The organism is Neorhizobium descurainiae, from assembly GCF_051400715.1.
GTDB lineage: Bacteria > Pseudomonadota > Alphaproteobacteria > Rhizobiales > Rhizobiaceae > Neorhizobium.
On record NZ_JBLFFK010000001.1, the window covers coordinates 723994 to 741086 of the forward strand.

Here is a 17093-nt window from a genome sequence, read left to right on the forward strand (position 1 = left end):
GCCGCACTCCATGTCATAGATCGATGACAAAGGTTCAACGCCTGCCGCGGCGGCGGCTTGCCTAAGCGGTTGCAGGCGAGGCAGTTTGACGCGCGTCAAGGGAACACCTTGCCCCATGCATCTGTTGGGCGGTATCGCCGAACCATACATCGTATCCTGTCCACGAAAGGCAGACGTCATGGCATATGAAGCGAACTGGGCGCCTCTTTCCCCCTACAGCACCGGTATCCGCGGCCGCTGCCCGCGCTGCGGCCAGGGGCATCTCTTCAACGGCTTTTTGACGCTCCGGCCCAATTGCGAAGTCTGCGGCCTCGACTATTCCTTCGCCGATCCGGCGGACGGCCCGGCCTTCTTCGTCATCTGCTTCGCCTGCGTGCCGAGCGTGGCGTTCGCGGTCTGGATCGAGGTCATGTTCCAGCCGCCGTTCTGGGTGCATTTCCTGATCTCGCTGCCGGTGCTGATCATCACCTGCGTGCTGCCGCTCCGGCCGCTGAAAGGCTGGCTGGTCAACAGCCAGTATTTCTACAAGGCCGAGCAGGGCAGGCTCGACAAGGGGCCTGCGAACCCGCCGGCCGGCGATCGCCGGAGCGGCGATTGATCCGCGAAGGGGCGGAAGCTTCCGAAAGTCGCGTCGAAAGGTCAGGAACAATTCCTTTCCCAAACCATTCGACAAGGGACAGCGGAAGGAGCTTCAGATGCCTCAGTCGGATGAAATCGAAATGGAAGTGCGCCGGCGGTCGCTTGCCGTCGAAGGGGCCATGCTTCTGCTGATCGACGGGCTCGCCGCCCGCGGCACCATCTCTGCCGACGAGGCGGAGGACATGCTGCGGATATTGTCGAAGAGCTCGGATTTTTCCGCCGCGCGTGCCGCCGGCTCGCTCAGGATCGTCAACCAGTTGAAGCGGCTGCGGCGCGGCGACGGGGCGATGACGCCCGGCGCCTGATCGGCGGACTGGAAGAGGCGGTAACAAGGCGCTTCCGAGGCGCCCTTTTCTTTTTCAGGTTGCGTCTGCGACCGGGAACATCCGCCGTTGCGGACAGTTGGAGAGAGCGATTTTCCCACCCCGAGACCAGGAGGCGCCCATGGCCCAGTACCCGACACCGCCCTTTCCCGAACAGCAGCAGCCGATGCCGGGCTTTACGGGACAGATGAAGCCCGTACCGGATCATGGCGAACAATCCTACCGCGGTTCGGGCCGGCTCGCCGGCAAGAGAGCGGTGATCACCGGCGGCGACAGCGGCATCGGCCGGGCGGTGGCGATCGCCTATGCCCGCGAGGGCGCCGATCTTCTGATCTCCTATCTCGACGAGGACGAGGATGCCGAGGACACCAAACGGCTGGTGGAAGAGGCGGGCCGCAAGGCGGTGCTCGTGCCCGGCGACATCCAGACGGCCGCCCATTGCCGGTCGATCATCGACAGGGCGGTGAAGGAACTCGGCGGCATCGACGTCCTCGTCAACAATGCGGCCCACCAGGCGACCTTCGCCTCGATCGAGGACATCAGCGACGAGGAATGGGAGCTGACTTTCAGGGTCAACATCCATTCGATGTTCTATCTCACCAAGGCCGCCGTTCCGCACATGAAGCCGGGCAGCGCCATCATCAACACCGCGTCGATCAACGCCGACACGCCGAGCCCGACGCTGCTGGCCTATGCGACCACCAAGGGCGCGATCCAGAATTTCACGGCCGGACTGGCGCAGCTTCTGGCCGAGAAGGGCATCCGCGCCAATGCCGTCGCGCCCGGGCCGATCTGGACGCCGCTCATTCCCTCCACCATGCCGGAAGACAGGGTGAAGGAATTCGGCAAGCAGGTGCCGATGAAACGGCCGGGCCAACCGGCGGAACTGGCGACAACCTACGTCATGCTCGCCGATCCGTTGTCGAGCTACGTTTCCGGCACGACGATCGCAGTGACCGGCGGCAAGCCGATCCTCTGATTTACCGCGCCAAGCTCTCTCCTCCCAAGCCACAAGCGGCGGCATGCGCTCATGCCGCCGTTCATATTTCCGGCTTGCGGATGTTCGTTATCACGAAACCGCTTTCCGGCAGGGCCGGTATCCGGTTCTTCCTCACCGTGAAATCCTGTTCGGGCACGTCGTAGCACATTTCGGTAGAGAGCAGCCGCGCGGCTTCCTTGACGATCTCGACGGTGATCTGTTCGCCGGGGCAGCGGTGCGTGCTCGCCGTTTCGCCCGCGCCTTGGGGAATGAAGCTGAAGTCCTGATGGCGCCAGGAAAGGTGCCGCTGCGGCCAGAAATCCTGCGACCGCGGGAAGAGCCGTTCGTCGTGGACGGTGCCGTAGAGGTCGAGCAGCAGCCATTGACCTTTCGGAATGACATGGCCCTCCCACTCGATATCCTCTTTCGCGATTGCGCCGACAAACGGAAAGAAAGGAGCCGTCCGGCGGACCTCTTCGACGAATTCCTCCATCGCCTTCTCGTCGCCGCCTTGAAACAGGCGGACCCAGAAGCTGTTGCGGTAGAGTTCCAGCGCGGCGAAGACGACGAAACGGCCGACCGCCACCGCCGGCCGAAGGACGTTCGTGAGCTCCACGGCCGCGACCGCCGGGTCGAGCGGCTTGCCGTCCAGCTCGCGGTGGGCGGCGATGCGAGCAAGGGGAGCGCGCTCTGGCACGTCGAGCCGGCCGGCGCGGACATCCCGAACGAGGCCTTCCAGATATTTTTCCGTGCGGGTCCGCCGCAGGAGCGCCTTCACGGTTCCGGGGCGTATGTGGCCGGCGTTTTCCACCATCCCCGCCAGCGATCGGGCCATGCCGGACACCTTTTCCTGCGGCAGGGGAACGCACGCCCAGCCGCAAACGGCGCGCGTCAGCAGCCGGTTGACCTCGTCGAAGAGCACGATCCGGCCCGCCTCCCGCCAGCGCGGAAGCTCGCTGCGCCAAAGATCGCGGAACAGCGCAACCAGGGCCGCGACGTCTTCGGCCTGCATCAGCATGCGCACGAACAAGGCCTTGCGATGCCGATGCGCCTCGTCGTCGAGCTGTTGTACGCTGCCCTTGTCCTGCAGCAGGCGCAGGACGGTCTGGGGCATCGAACCCTTTCGGGTCAATCCGGGCGCGCCGTAGAAGAGCCGTGCTGCTTGCGGCCCGCGCATGCACAGGACGTCGGTCAGCATGAGCCGGGTGCGGAAAATGTCCGTGCCGAGCCTGTCGCACCGGTTGGAGATGAATTCGTAGCCTTCCTGCAGGAGCAGGAGCGTCGCGTCGAGCGCGTTCTCCTCGGGGATGGCCTGCGGCATCCCGCCGGCGGGAGGCTTCTTCTCCTCCGGCATTCCGGTACGTCTCATGGGCTGCTCCTATGTCCGGCGGCCGATCTCCCGCGCCAGGTCGTCGAAACAGAATTTCGTGCCCGCTTCGTCCGCCTCGTTCGCCAGCAGAAGGAGGCGGATCGGAAAGGCGACCGCCTTCTGATGGGAGCTGGAAACGTTGAGCTGATTGTCGTCGGCCAGCACGTTGCGTTCGACGGTCTGCAGGACGTTCTGGATCTCCGCATGCGAAAGGAGACCCTTGTCGACCAGGAGCCGGTTGATCGCCGCGATGGCGAGATAAAGACCTTCGAGCTGCGGGTTGGCGGTGTTCATGTCTCTGTCCTTTGCGTGGAAGAGGGGACGAAGGAGGCGGCGTTCTCGTCGATCAGCCGGGCGCCGCGCTGGCGGGTCAGATAGCGCCAGATCCACTGGATGCTGACGAGCAGGCGCTTCTCGAAATTGACGAGCAGGTAGACGTGGACGAGCGCCCAGAGGAACCATGCGAACCGGCCCTTCAAAGTCCAGCGGCCGAAGTCGAAGATCGCCGTATTGCGGCCGATCACGGCCGTGTTGCCGCGATTGTGGAAGCGGAAGGGCTCGCTGCTCGGCTTGCCCTCCAGCAAGCGGGCCCGGAGCGCCTTGCCGACATACTCGCCCTGCTGCTTGGCGACCTGGGCGAGGGCCGGTAGCGGCTTGCCGTCCTCGAGGCCGAGCGCCGTATCGCCGATAGCAAAAATTTCCGGGAAACCGGTGACCGAAAGATCGGGCTCGACCGGGATACGGCCGCCGGCCTTGCCTTCGATACCAAGCCATTTGGCGGCCGGAGACGCCTTCACGCCCGCGCCCCAGATGATGCAGCCGGTGCGGATGCGCTCGGAGCCCGCGATCACCTCGTCCTTCGTCACGGATGCGACCGGCAGGTTCGTCCTCACCTCGACGCCTTCCTTCTCCAGCACCTTCATGGCGTATTGCACGAGATTGTCCGGAAAGGCCGCGAGGATCTTCGGGCCGGCCTCGACAAGGATGACCCGCATGCTGTCCGGTTCCAGCTTGCGGAAATCGCGGGTGATCATGAAGCGGCCGAGTTCGGAAATGGCGCCCGCCATCTCGACGCCGGTCGGGCCACCGCCGATGATGACGCTGGTGAGCAGCGCCTTCTTCTCCTCCGGGTCCTGGGAAAGCTCCGCCTTCTCGAAGGCGAGCAGCAGGCGCTGGCGGATCAGGCGCGCCTCGTGGATGGTCTTGAGGCCCGGCGCCCAGGCGCGCCAGTCCTCATGGCCGAAATAGTTGTATTCAGAGCCGGTGGCGACGACGAGCCGGTCGTAGGGCACCGAAGAGCCGTAATCGAGCTTCACTTCCTTCGCGGCCGCATCGATGCCGGTCACTTCCGCCAGCATGACCTTGATGTTGCGATACCGGCCCAGCGTGCGGCGGATCGGCTCCGAAACATCGGCGGGCGAAAGCGCGGCGGTGGCGACCTGATAGAGCAGCGGCTGGAAGAGATTGTGGTTGCGCCGGTCGATGACGGTGACGTCGATCTCCGTGTTGCCGAGCTCGCGAGCGGCGGCGAGGCCGGCAAAGCCGGCGCCGACGATCACGACGCGCAAAGGGCCTGCGTGGTTTACCGTCTCGTTCGGGAGAATTTTTCCGGCCATTTCGTCCCCACCTGTTGGCGGAGAGCGCACCTCCGCACGATGCTCGTTCAACACGTGGTCCCGGCGTTTGTTCCAAGCGCCTTCCGGCGGAACCTTTTCAGCCTCGCGCCGTTCGTTTTACAACAGAAAAAGGAGAACGTCATGAACAGCATCATCTGGTTGGTCGGCGCCGTCGTGATCATCATCGCCGTCTTGAATCTCGTCGGATTCGCTTGATTCCATTAGAGAATTTCCCGACAGTTAAACTTCAGCAAGAGAATCAGGGCGCCGTTCCGCCGGGAGCGGCGCCTTTTTCTTCGCGAAGGTGGAAGACCTATTCCGCCAGGAGCAGCGCGAAAGGATGCCCGCCGAAAACGAGGGCTGCCGCGATCCGCTCCTGCGGGTCGATGGTTCTGCCGGCGCAGACGTCGCGATAGCGGCGGTTGGCGAGTTTTTGCGGCAGGGCGATCCCGGTTTCTTCCCACCATTCGGAACCGGCCGGGACAAGGCCGGCATGGAGCGCGTCGAAGACGAGACGCGGGGCGATCACGATCAGCGCATCGTCGGCCTCGGCGCGGGCGAAGGCGACGATGTTGTCCTTGCGCTTGCCGATGGCTTCAAGCGGCAGGTACTCGCCCTTGCGGAACAGCGTCGGCGCTTCCTGGCGAAGGTGGAGGAGGGCGGCGATCACATGCTGCTTCAGCCTTCCGCTCCGCCATTCCTCCTCCTCTCCCGAGGCCGGCTTTTCCTCCTTCGTCAGACACTTCTGCAGCGTCCCGAAGTCCGGTTCCCGGCGATTGTCCGGATCGACGAGGCTGAGATCCATGCCCTCGGCGCCTTGATAGATGTCGGGCACGCCGGGAGCGGCGAGCTTGATGATCGTCTGGGTGAGGCTGTTGACCAGGCCGGCGCGGATGAAAGGCCGGATAGTTTCAGTGAAATCCGCCAGGAAGGCCAAGTTGCCGGGCGAGAGAAGGTTTCGGGCATAGCCGATGACGGCTTCTTCATAGGCTTCGTTCGCATCGCCCCAGTTGGTGCGGAGCTTCGCCTCGCGCAGCGCCTTTTCCGTATAGGCGGCAAACCGCTCTTCCAGGGATTTGAGGCCGGCTGTGTCCTCCAGGTGCAAATCGGCCGGCCAGGCGCCCGCAAGTGCCTGGTAGAGCATCCATTCGACCTCCGGTTCGGGCGCCGGGCCGTCGTCGAGCATCCGCACGGCCGTGCGGTTCGTCTCCCGCCAGCGGGCGACGGCTTCCGCCCAGAGTTCCGGCGCCTCGCTCAAGGCGTAAAGCCGGGCGCGGGCATCTTCGCCGCGCTTGGTGTCGTGCGTGGAGGTCCCCGAAAGCGCATCCGGCTGGCTCTCCAACCGCGTCTGCATTTCCGCGTGGAAACGGTCGAGCGAGAAAGGGTGCGGCAGCGGCTCGGCGCCGACCTCGTTCAGCGCCAGCAGCATATGGTGGCGGAAGAAGAGCGTGTCCTCCACCGACTTCGCCATCAGCGGACCGGTCAATTGCTGGAAGCGGGTGCGGAAGACGGAGGCCTGGCCGGCCGCGGCCTGTTCGACATCGCCGATCAGGATGCGTTCGAGGAAGGCGAGAGCATGCGCGTCCGGCGCATCCGGGCCGCTCCTGACCCTGGCCAGAACCGTGTCCAGCATAGCGCGGCCTTCCGGCGGCAGGCCCTCGCGAGTGCCGTAGGTGCGGTAGACCGGGAAGGCGGTGAGCAGCTCGCGCAGGGCGGATTTCATCGCGGATTCCGAAAGCGTGGACTCGCGATCCTCCGCCTGGCTGATCTCGATGGCGAGCTTCAGAAGTGATTCAACCTCGCCGGCGAAGTTGTTGTCGGCCATCAGCAATTTCGCTGCACGGAGTTCCGCTTCCATGTCGGCCGGCCGGCCGGCGACCCGGTGATAGGCGTCGCGCAGCGCATCGAGCTTGCCGCCATCCACCAGCACGTTGCCGAGCGCCGCAATGAACTCGTAGCCGGTCGTGCCGGAGACCGGCCAGTCGCGGGGGATGTGCTCGCCTTCGCCGAGGATTTTCTCGACGACGATGTAACAGTCCGGCCCCGTTTCGTGGCGAAGGCGTTCGAGATAGGCTTTCGGGTCCGCAAGCCCGTCGATGTGGTCTATGCGCAGCCCGTCCACCTTGCCGCTGTGGACAAGTTCGAGGATGAGGCGGTGGGTATCGTCGAAGACGGTGCCGTCCTCGACCCGCATGCCGACGAGCCCGGCGACCTCGAAAAAGCGCCGATAGCCAAGTTCGCGCGGCACATCCCGCCAGGACATCAGGCGATAGGGCTGCTGGTCGTGCAGGCGAGCGATCGCAGCCCCGTCGGTGATCTTCAGCACCTCCGCTTCGCGGCCGGCATAGCTTGGCGGCATCAGGGGATAGAACGTGTCGTAATAGGCGAGCGACGGCTTGCCCGTCTTCGGATCGGGTCTTATCGCTATCTCACCGGCCTGCAGCACCTGTTCGAACGTATCGCCCAGGAAGGGGAGCGTCAGGCGTCGGGTCCAGTCGATGTCGAAATGGCGGGCGTAGCGGCTCTTTCCGCCGTTCTCGACCACGTCGCGCCACCAGGGATTTTCAAGCGAGGCGGCCATATGGTTCGGCACGATGTCGAGGATGAGGCCGAGGCCCTCCATCTTCAGCGCCTTCACCATCCGCTCGAAACCGTCACGGCCGCCGATCGCGGGATCGATCTCGTTGGCGTCGGTGACGTCATAGCCATGAGTTGAGCCCGCCGCGGCGGTGAAGATCGGCGAGGCGTAGAGATGGCTGATGCCGAGCCGTTTCAAATACGGCACGAGCGCCGCTGCCCGGTCGAAGGTCATGCCGTTGCGGAACTGGATGCGGTAGGTGGCGGTCGGTACCTTCATGGGATGGCCCCCGCGGCTTCGAAACAAACCAGGGCGGAATTGGGCGGCAGCTCCTCGACGTTCTCCGGATGATCCTTACCGGGATAGGCGAAGACGCCTTTACCCGGCATGTCCGGACGGGCTTGCGTCCTGTCGCCGACGTTGATCGCCATGGAAAGCTTTCCCTTCGGGAAGCTCCAGGAGACGGCAACGAAACCCTTGTCCGTCTTCACCACCCTGCCGGAACGGCCGGGCGCCGAGACGAGCAGGGGCACGACGATCTCCCGCCGCAGCTTCAGGAGCGTCCTCGTGAAGTCCAGCCAATCCCAGCCCTCCGTGGATGCCGGCTTTGCCCAGTCGAGCCTGGAGGCGTCGAAAGTCTTTTTCGCGTTGGGGTCTGGCACGGTGTCGGCCTCGTGGCCGGCGTGGCCCTCGAATTCCTTGCGGCGGCCGTCGCGCACCGCTTTCGCAAGATCGCCGTGGAAATCCGCGAAGAAGAGGAAGGGGTTGGTCTCGCCGTATTCCTCGCCCATGAAGAGAAGCGGAATGTGCGGCGAGAGCAGAAGGGCGGTGAGCAGCGTCTTCACCTTATGCGGTCCGGAAAGCGAGACCAGCCGCTCGCCCTGGGCGCGATTGCCGACCTGGTCATGGTTCTGGATGAAATCGACGAAGGCGACCGGCGGCTGGTCGAGGCTCGAAACGCCTCGCGGCTTGCCTTTCTGCGGCGAGACCTCACCCTGATAGGCGAAGCCTTCCGCCAGCACGCGCGCCACCAGCTTTTCCGGGTCCTTCGCGAAATCCCCGTAATAGGCATGGGTCTCGCCGGTGGCGAGGACGTGGACCGCGTTATGGAAATCATCGTTCCATTCGCCGGTGAAGAGCGGCGCATTGCCGTTCTCGTCGCGGGGATGCAGGAAGGTGACGTTGCGGCTGTCCTCGGTCGTCAGATGGATCGGCCGGTCGGTGATCTCGGCGCGGATGCGTTCGGCGATCTCGATCAGAACGTGCTTTTCGGATTTGTCCTCGATCACGTCGATCGCATCGAAGCGCAACCCGTCGAGATGGAACTCCTCCAGCCAGTAGAGCGGGTTCTCGACGATGTAGCGCCGCACGGCATCCGTTTCGTAGGCGATCGCCGTACCCCAGGGCGTCGTCTTTTCCGGATGGAAGAAGGCCGGCGCGAGAAGAGGCAGATAATTTCCCTCCGGGCCGAAATGGTTGAGCACGATGTCGAGGACGACCATCAGCCCGCGGCCATGCGCGGCATCGATAAAGGCCTTGAAATCCTCAGGCGGGCCATAGGCGGCATGCGGCGCATAGAGCAGCACGCCGTCGTAACCCCAGCCGCGCTTGCCGCCGAAATGGGCGACCGGCATGACCTCGATCATGGTGATGCCGAGTTCGGCGAGATAGGGAAGTTTTTCGATCGCGGCGCGGAACGTCCCTTCCTTCGTGAAGGTGCCGATATGGAGTTCGTAGACGACCGTTTCCTCCCAGGGCCGGCCTTTCCATTCCGGATGCTGCCAGGCGTAGTTCGTGGGGTCGATGACGAGCGAGGGGCCGTTGACGTCGTCCCTCTGGCCACGCGAGGCGGGGTCCGGCACGACCATGCCATCGGAAAGGACATAATTGTATTCCGCGCCGGGGGAGATGCCCGTGGCCAGCAACTCAAACCAGCCGTCGTCTGTACGGGTCATCTCGGTGTCTTCGCCGTTCAGGCGCAGCATCACCGTTTTCTGGCCCGGCGCCCAAAGCCGGAAGCGCACTTCGCCGGCCGCGACATATTCGGCACCCCATGTCTTTGGAAATGTGCGGAATTCAGTGATGGTATCCAGTTCCGACATATCGACCAGCCCCTGGTTGGAGAGAACCGGCAAACGGCCGGAGAGGCTCTCGGTTCCATCATCGGGCGGCTGCGCAATAAAATTGCTGAAACGCGTAACAAATAGCAAGTTCGCAGGAGTGGCACGCCGCAGTTTCCGGCCCTAGATTAGATCTCATGCAGACGGTTTCGAGGAGGAGATCCGTGCATGCTGACCGATGAGGAGGAGCTCATCTGTTCGACGGCCGCGGCGATCCAAACGCTCGGCGGTTACGGCTACATTTCCGATTTCCCCCTTGAGCGCATCCATCGGGACGTCCGCGTCTGCCGGATCGACGAGGGGATGTCGGACATCCGGAAGATCATCACTGCCAGAGGCTTTGCCTGATGAGGTGAAGTGCTGCGTGAACTGCCGGTTCTTTGGGAGGAGAAGCGAATGATGCATGACATGAAGCCGAACCCGCCCGGCAGGTTGAGCCTGCATGTGCCGGAACCGGAGGTGAGGCCGGGCGGCAAGCCGGATTTTTCCAATGTGACGATCCCCAAGGCGGGCTCCGTGCGCCGGCCGGAGGTGGATGCGGACCCCGAGACGATCCGCGATCTCGCCTTCTCGATCATCCGTGTGCTCAACCGGGAAGGCGAGGCCGTCGGCCCCTGGGCCGGGTCGCTCAGCAACGAGGAACTGATGGAGGGCCTGCGGCACATGATGCTGCTGCGCACCTTCGACCAGCGCATGCTGATGGCGCAGCGGCAGGGCAAGACCTCCTTCTACATGCAGCATCTCGGCGAGGAGGCGGTCTCCTGCGCCTTCCGCAAGGCGCTGCAACCGGGCGACATGAACTTTCCGACCTATCGCCAGGCGGGCCTCCTGATCGCGGGCGGCTATCCGATGGTCGACATGATGAACGAGATCTATTCCAACGATGCCGATCCGTTGAAGGGCCGGCAGTTGCCGGTTCTCTACTCCTCCAAGGAATTCGGCTTCTTCACGATCTCCGGCAATCTTGCCACGCAGTATATCCAGGCGGTCGGCTGGGCGATGGCGTCCGCCATCAGACAAGACACCAAGATCGCCGCCGGCTGGATCGGCGACGGGGCGACGGCGGAATCGGATTTCCATGCAGCCCTCGTCTTCGCCTCCACCTACCGGGCGCCCGTCATCCTCAACGTCGTCAACAACCAGTGGGCCATTTCCACCTTCCAGGGGATTGCGCGCGGCGGTTCCGGCACGTTCGCGGCGCGCGGGCTCGGGTTCGGGCTGCCGTCGCTGCGCGTCGACGGCAACGATTATCTCGCCGTCCATGCGGTCGCCAAATGGGCGGCGGAGCGGGCGCGGCGGAACATCGGTCCGACGCTGGTCGAATACGTCACCTATCGCGTCGGGGCGCACTCCACCTCCGACGATCCCTCCGCCTACCGGCCGAAGGAGGAGTCGGAGGCCTGGCCGCTCGGCGATCCGGTCATCCGGCTGAAGAACCACCTGATCCGGGTCGGCGCCTGGAGCGAGGAGCGGCACACGCAGATGGAGGCGGAAATCCGCGATACGGTGGTCGCGGCCCAGAAGGAGGCGGAGCGTCACGGCACGCTCCATTCCGGCGGCCGGCCTTCGATGCGCGACATGTTCGAGGGCGTCTATGCGGAAATGCCGCCGCATCTGAAACGGCAACGGCAGCAGGCGGGGGTGTAATCATGAGTGTTTTCGCCCTCCGAAGACCCCTCCCCAACCCCTCCCCACAAGGGGGAGGGGTTAACCCAGCCGCACCGACCGGTGATTGGCAGCAAGGCGGTGCCGCGAATCTTCTCCCCCCTTGTGGGGGAGATGGCCGGCAGGCCAGAGGGGGTCTTTTTTCCTCTCTTCTCGGCATCGACCTCTCCACGGAGGCCTCGCCATGGCGCGCATGACGATGATCGAGGCGATCCGCAGCGCGATGGACGTTTCCATGGAGCGCGACGGCGATGTGGTCGTGTTCGGCGAGGACGTCGGCTATTTCGGCGGCGTCTTCCGCTGCACGCAGGGGCTCCAGCAGAAATACGGCAAGACGCGCTGCTTCGACGTGCCGATCAACGAATCCGGCATCGTCGGTGCCGCGATCGGCATGGCGGCCTATGGTCTGAAACCCTGCGTCGAGATCCAGTTCGCGGATTACATGTATCCGGCCTATGACCAGCTTACCCAGGAGGCTGCGCGGCTGCGCTATCGCTCGAACGGGGATTTCACCTGCCCGGTGACGATCCGCATGCCGACCGGCGGCGGCATTTTCGGCGGCCAGACGCACAGCCAGAGCCCGGAGGCGCTGTTCACCCATGTCTGCGGGCTGCAGGTCGTGGTGCCGTCCAACCCCTACGACGCCAAGGGCCTGCTGATCTCCTCGATCGAAAACCCGGACCCGGTGATCTTCCTCGAACCAAAGCGGCTCTACAACGGACCGTTCGACGGCCATCACGACCGGCCGGTGACCTCCTGGGCGGCGCATCCGCTCGGCGAAGTGCCCACGGAACATTACACGGTGCCGCTCGGCAAGGCGGTGGTGCGCCGGCCGGGATCGGCGGTGACCGTGCTCGCCTATGGCACGATGGTGCATGTGGCGGAGGCGACGGCGGAGGAGACGGGCATCGATGCCGAGGTGATCGATCTGCGCACTCTGCTGCCGCTCGACCTCGAGACGATCGTCGCTTCGGTGAAGAAGACCGGCCGCTGCATGGTGGTGCACGAGGCGACGCTGACCTCCGGCTTCGGCGCGGAGCTTTCGGCGCTGGTGCAGGAGCACTGCTTCTATCACCTCGAAGCGCCGGTCATCCGCGTCGCCGGCTGGGACACGCCTTATCCGCATGCGCAGGAATGGGATTATTTTCCGGGACCGGCCCGCGTCGGCCGGGCGCTGCGCGACATGATGGAGGCGTGAGATGGGCGAAAAGATCATCAAGCTGCCGGATGTGGGTGAAGGCGTCGCGGAAGCCGAGCTTGTCGAATGGCATGTGAAGGTCGGCGATCTGGTGCGCGAGGACATGGTGCTTGCAGCCGTCATGACCGGCAAGGCGACCGTCGAAATTCCCTCGCCGGTGGAGGGGGAGGTGACCTACCGGCACGGCGAGATCGGCGACGTGATCGCCACCGGCACCGTGATCCTGAAGATCAAGACCGCGGGGGAAGGGGGCGACGGCGAGGTGGAGCCGGAGGTTCATGTTCCGGCACCGCAACCGGAAGCGCTGTCGGTCGAAACCGAGAGGGAGTTCGAACCGGCGGCGGAAAAGCCGGAACCTGTGCCGGAGACCGTTGCCGCGAAACCCGCCGCAGCTCCGATGCCGAAAAGCGCCGGCGCGCCGCGTGCGGAGGGCGAGAAGCCGCTGGCGACACCGGCCGTGCGTTTGCGGGCCAAGGAGGCGGGCGTCGATCTGCGTCAGGTGCCGGGAACCGGCCCGGCCGGCCGCATCACCCACGAAGACCTCGACGCGTTTTTGAGCCGCGAGAGCGGCGGCGCGGTCGCCGCCGGCCTGCAGCCGAACAAAAGCGTTCAGGAGGTGAAGGTCGTCGGGCTTCGCCGCCGGATCGCCGAGAAGATGGCGCTTTCGAAGTCGCGCATTCCCCATATCACCTATGTGGAGGAGGTGGACATGACGGCGCTGGAGGAACTGCGTGCCCGCCTCAACGGCAGCCTGAAAGCGGGCAAGCCAAAACTCACCATCCTGCCCTTCCTGATGCGCGCCATGGTGAAGGCGGTCGCCGAACAGCCGGGCATCAACGCCCATTTCGACGACGAGGCAGGGGTCATCCGCCAATTCGGCGGCGTGCATATCGGCATCGCCGCGCAAACACCGGCGGGTCTCGTCGTGCCGGTCGTCAGGCATGCGGAGGCGCGCGACATCTTCGACTGCGCCCGCGAGATGGCGCGGTTGAGCGAGGCTGCGAAGAACGGCACGGCTTTGCGGGAAGAGCTTTCGGGCTCGACCATCACTATCAGCTCGCTCGGCGCGATGGGCGGTATCGCCTCGACGCCGGTCATCAACCATCCGGAAGTGGCGATCATCGGCGTCAACAAGCTCGCCATCCGGCCGCATTGGGACGGGGCGCAATTCGTGCCGCGCAAGATGATGAACCTGTCCTCCAGCTTCGATCACCGGGTGATCGACGGCTGGGATGCCGCGACCTTCGTGCAGCGCCTGAAGGCGCTTCTGGAGACGCCGGCGCTGATCTTCGTCGAGGAGTGAGGTGGAAGAAGAACGATGAAAGAAATCACCTGCAAGCTTCTCGTCATCGGGGCCGGTCCGGGCGGCTATGTTTGCGCCATCCGGGCCGGCCAGCTCGGGGTCGATACGGTCATCGTCGAGATGGCGAAGCCCGGCGGCACCTGCCTCAATATCGGCTGCATTCCTTCGAAGGCGCTGATCCATGCCGCCGACGATTTCCACAGGACGGTCGCCATGGCCGAGCGCCGCAATGCCATGGGCATCCGGGCGGAGAACCCGGTGATCGATCTTGCCAAGACCATGGCCTGGAAGGACGGCATTACCGGCCGGCTGACCATGGGCGTGTCGGGGCTCTTGAAGAAGGCAGGCGTCAAGATCGTCGTCGGGCGGGCGAAATTCCGCGACGGCAAGACGGTGGCAGTGGAGACGGAGACCGGGGAGCAGGTCATCCGGTCAGAGAATATCGTGATCGCCACCGGCTCGGCGCCGGTGGAACTGCCTATGTTGCCCTTCGGCGGAAAAGTGATCTCGTCGACCGGTGCATTGTCGCTGACCGAAGTGCCGCAAAGGCTGGCGGTGGTGGGGGCCGGCTATATCGGCCTCGAACTCGGCATCGCCTTCGCCAAGCTCGGTTCGAAGGTGATGATCGTCGAGGCGCTCGACCGCATCCTGCCGCTCTATGATACGTCGCTCACGCAGCCGGTCGCGAAACGGCTGTCGGCCCTGGGTGTCGAGGTTCTGCTTGGCACCAAGGTGAAAGGCTTGTCGGCGACCGGAGAGACGCTGCTGGGGGAAACCGCCGATGGCGAGGAGAAGCGGATCGCCGCCGACAAGGTGCTGGTGACCGTCGGCCGCAGACCGGTGACCGAGGGCTGGGGCCGCGAGGAGCTGGAACTCGACATGGACGGCCGGTTCCTGCGTATCGACGAGCAGTGCCGCACCTCGATGCGCGGCATCCATGCGATCGGCGACGTGACCGGCGAGCCCATGCTGGCGCATCGGGCCATGGCGCAGGGCGAGATGGTGGCGGAGATCGTCTCCGGCAAGCGGCGCTCCTGGGACAAGCGCGCCATCCCGGCCGTCTGCTTCACCGATCCGGAGATCGTCTCGGTCGGCTTGTCGCCGGAGGAGGCGAGGGCGGCCGGACGCGAGGTGAAGATCGGCCAGTTTCCGTTCACCGCCAACGGGCGGGCGATGACGCTGTCGTCGGAGGAGGGCTTTGTCCGCGTCGTAGCGCGGGCCGACAACCATCTGGTGCTCGGCATCCAGGCGGTCGGGGCAGGCGTGTCGGAACTGTCGGCGGCCTTTTCGCTGGCAGTCGAGATGGGCGCGCGGCTGGAGGATATCGCCGGCACGATCCATGCGCATCCGACGCAGTCGGAAGGGTTTGCGGAGGCGGCGATGAAGGCGCTGGGGCATGCGTTGCATGTGTGAGGAGGCGTGAGAAGATGGCCCCTCACCCTAACCCTCTCCCCGCTTGCGGGGAGAGGGAACGTGCCTCGCGCACGGTTGAGATAGCCGGGAAGGGTGCGGCAAATATCCTTCTCCCCGTTATAACGGGGAGAAGGTGGCGGCAGCCGGATGAGGGGCAAATCAACCGACCTGGTGGTTTCACAATTCCAACAACGCATAAGGCCTGCCGGTCGGTTTTTCGACATGGGAGGCGACGTTGTAGACCGGGGCGCCGCCCGGCGTCCTGCCCTGATAGGTGCCGCGATGGGCATGCCCGTGCACGACGGCCTTTACCGGAAAGCGGTCGATCGTCTCGGCAAGGCGCGAGGAGCCGAGGAAGGGATAGATTTCCATCGGCTCGCCCTGCACGGTCTCGACGATCGGGGCATAGTGCAGCACGACCATAGCCCGTTCGGAGCGGACCTGCCGGAGCGCGTTTTCGAGCCGCATCGTCTCTTCCACGCTTTCGGCGACCATCGCCTTGATCGCCGGCTCGCCGAAGGAGCCGAGCATATGGCGGCCAAAACCGCCGGCAAAACCCTTGACACCCGCAAACCCGACGCCATCGACCTCCACCGCCTGACCTTCGAGCAGGTGCACGCCGGCATCCTTGAGGATCGACGTCACCTCTTCCACATGGCCGCATTCGTAGTCGTGGTTGCCGAGCACGCCGACCATGGGGATGGAACACGAGCGCAGATCGGCGGCGAGGATTTCCGCCTCCCTGGGCTTGCCCAGATGGGTCAGGTCACCCGTCAGGACAAGGATGTCGGCGACTTGCGATATCTCGCTGAAGAGATCCTTGTAGGTGTCTCCATGCTCCCTCACATGCAGGTCGCCCATGGCGGCGATCCTCAGTTTGCCGTTCGCCTTCTTAGCCTCGGTCTTTCCCGTCTCGCCTTTCGCCTCCGTCGCTTTCGTCACGCCGATGCTCCTTGTAAGTCTTTGGGCAAGTCTTTGGGCAGGTCTTCACGCAGGTCGCCTTCGCCACCCACGTCGGCAAAGCCCCATTCCTTGACGTCGATTTCGAAATCCACCCGGCTGAACATGCGGCCGCGGCAGACCTTCATCTGCGGCAGCGGCAGCTCGCGCTGCGCCTTCAGCCGGTCGAGCAGTTCGTCCAGCAGCCAGTCCGGTACCTTGTCGCGCTCGGTGGGGTAGATCCAGCGGAAGTTCAGAAGGTGGATCAGCAGCACTTCCCAGTGCACTTCCATGTGGTTCAGCAGCCGCTCCCAGTCGATCTGGTCGTGGGCGCGCAGGATCATGTGGACGATATCCCCGCCGTCGTAGCGGTGGCGGAGCTGCACGAAACATTTCGACCAGATGAGCTCGGTCGGCGCGATGATGCGCACCTTGTGGCCGTTCATCTCGATCTGGCGGGCATTCTCGAACCAGGCGTCGCTGATCGGCATCGTGCCGTTCGAGGCGGCGAAGATGACGTCGAAGAAATGCCGGCCTTTCTTCACCTTGCCGAGCCAGCGGTCGTCCTCCACCTCGATCTCGTACCCCTTCTCCTTGAAGTGCGCGAGGATGCGGGCGTAGTCGCCGGCCTTGCAGAAGATGTCGAGGTCCTTCGTCTGGCGGGTGATGCCCGTATAGGCGCTGATCGCGAAGGTGCCGGCAAGAAGAAACGGGATACGGCACTTGACGAGATCTTCCACCGCTTCCGCCACGAAGGCTTCCGCTTCGGAATCCACCAGCGTCGGGGCGGCCTTCACTTCCATGCCGGGCATGGTGTCGACCGGATGGGCAACCCTTTCCCGGGGCAGGTTCGGCGTCTGGGCCAGGTTCTGCGCGGTGTTGACGTCGGCGTTCATCAGGGTTCTCCGAATCGTGGTTCGCGCAGAGGAACACCCGGGAAGGCCCGGAGGT

Annotated in this window: 14 protein-coding genes and 1 pseudogene; 8 read left to right on the forward strand and 7 right to left on the reverse strand. The window is 64.5% G+C overall.

Annotated elements, in window-relative coordinates:
- The first annotated feature begins 178 nt into the window (after positions 1-178).
- The 3 genes from ACMGE0_RS03420 (at position 179) to ACMGE0_RS03430 (ending at position 1941) form a co-directional block, all read left to right on the forward strand.
- Positions 179-598 carry a DUF983 domain-containing protein gene (locus ACMGE0_RS03420; protein WP_436814440.1) on the forward strand — a complete coding sequence of 140 codons (420 nt, stop codon included), beginning with the start codon at positions 179-181 and terminating at the stop codon, positions 596-598.
- Between the two features lie 97 nt (positions 599-695).
- The gene (locus ACMGE0_RS03425; protein WP_436814441.1) at positions 696-944 is read left to right on the forward strand and encodes a hypothetical protein; all 249 of its coding nucleotides are present in this window, start codon (positions 696-698) and stop codon (positions 942-944) included.
- 139 nt (positions 945-1083) lie between these two features.
- Positions 1084-1941 carry an SDR family oxidoreductase gene (locus ACMGE0_RS03430; RefSeq protein ID WP_436814442.1) on the forward strand — a complete coding sequence of 286 codons (858 nt, stop codon included), beginning with the start codon at positions 1084-1086 and terminating at the stop codon, positions 1939-1941.
- A 61-nt stretch (positions 1942-2002) separates the two neighbouring features.
- Here ACMGE0_RS03430 and ACMGE0_RS03435 read toward each other — a convergent pair whose 3' ends face one another.
- The 5 genes from ACMGE0_RS03435 to treZ form a co-directional block, all read right to left on the reverse strand.
- Positions 2003-3310 (reverse strand): cytochrome P450, encoded by a 1308-nt coding sequence (locus tag ACMGE0_RS03435; RefSeq protein ID WP_436814443.1) that lies wholly within the window; start codon positions 3308-3310, stop codon positions 2003-2005.
- Between the two features lie 9 nt (positions 3311-3319).
- On the reverse strand, positions 3320-3604 hold the full coding sequence (locus tag ACMGE0_RS03440) for a hypothetical protein (RefSeq protein ID WP_436814444.1): 285 nt from the start codon (positions 3602-3604) through the stop codon (positions 3320-3322).
- Positions 3601-4926: an NAD(P)/FAD-dependent oxidoreductase gene (locus ACMGE0_RS03445; protein ID WP_436814445.1), complete on the reverse strand. Its 1326-nt coding sequence runs from the start codon at positions 4924-4926 to the stop codon at positions 3601-3603. The genes ACMGE0_RS03440 and ACMGE0_RS03445 overlap by 4 nt, the downstream gene beginning before the upstream one ends.
- A gap of 313 nt (positions 4927-5239) precedes the next feature.
- The gene (gene treY / locus ACMGE0_RS03450) at positions 5240-7783 is read right to left on the reverse strand and encodes a malto-oligosyltrehalose synthase (protein WP_436814446.1); all 2544 of its coding nucleotides are present in this window, start codon (positions 7781-7783) and stop codon (positions 5240-5242) included.
- Complete coding sequence (gene treZ / locus ACMGE0_RS03455; protein ID WP_436814447.1) at positions 7780-9606, reverse strand: malto-oligosyltrehalose trehalohydrolase; 1827 nt, start codon at positions 9604-9606, stop codon at positions 7780-7782. The genes treY and treZ overlap by 4 nt, the downstream gene beginning before the upstream one ends.
- Positions 9607-9810: 204 nt before the next feature.
- Between treZ and ACMGE0_RS03460 the strand changes: the two are divergent.
- The 5 genes and pseudogenes from ACMGE0_RS03460 to lpdA all read left to right on the forward strand — a co-directional run.
- A pseudogene (locus ACMGE0_RS03460) lies at positions 9811-9972 on the forward strand (acyl-CoA dehydrogenase family protein); the annotation flags it as partial.
- A gap of 51 nt (positions 9973-10023) precedes the next feature.
- Positions 10024-11271, forward strand: coding sequence for a 3-methyl-2-oxobutanoate dehydrogenase (2-methylpropanoyl-transferring) subunit alpha (locus ACMGE0_RS03465; protein ID WP_436814511.1), 1248 nt, complete (start codon positions 10024-10026; stop codon positions 11269-11271).
- A gap of 202 nt (positions 11272-11473) precedes the next feature.
- Positions 11474-12487, forward strand: a complete 1014-nt coding sequence (locus ACMGE0_RS03470) for an alpha-ketoacid dehydrogenase subunit beta (protein ID WP_436814448.1) — start codon at positions 11474-11476, stop codon at positions 12485-12487.
- A gap of 1 nt (position 12488) precedes the next feature.
- Positions 12489-13790: a dihydrolipoamide acetyltransferase family protein gene (locus ACMGE0_RS03475; protein ID WP_436814449.1), complete on the forward strand. Its 1302-nt coding sequence runs from the start codon at positions 12489-12491 to the stop codon at positions 13788-13790.
- A gap of 15 nt (positions 13791-13805) precedes the next feature.
- Entirely contained in the window at positions 13806-15203 is a 1398-nt protein-coding gene (gene lpdA / locus ACMGE0_RS03480; protein WP_436814450.1) for a dihydrolipoyl dehydrogenase, read from the forward strand.
- A 177-nt stretch (positions 15204-15380) separates the two neighbouring features.
- Here lpdA and ACMGE0_RS03485 read toward each other — a convergent pair whose 3' ends face one another.
- Complete coding sequence (locus tag ACMGE0_RS03485) at positions 15381-16079, reverse strand: metallophosphoesterase family protein (RefSeq protein ID WP_436814512.1); 699 nt, start codon at positions 16077-16079, stop codon at positions 15381-15383.
- Positions 16080-16141: 62 nt separating this feature from the next.
- On the reverse strand, positions 16142-16945 hold the full coding sequence (locus ACMGE0_RS03490) for a nucleotidyltransferase family protein (RefSeq protein ID WP_436814513.1): 804 nt from the start codon (positions 16943-16945) through the stop codon (positions 16142-16144).
- Between the last annotated feature and the right edge of the window lie 148 nt (positions 16946-17093).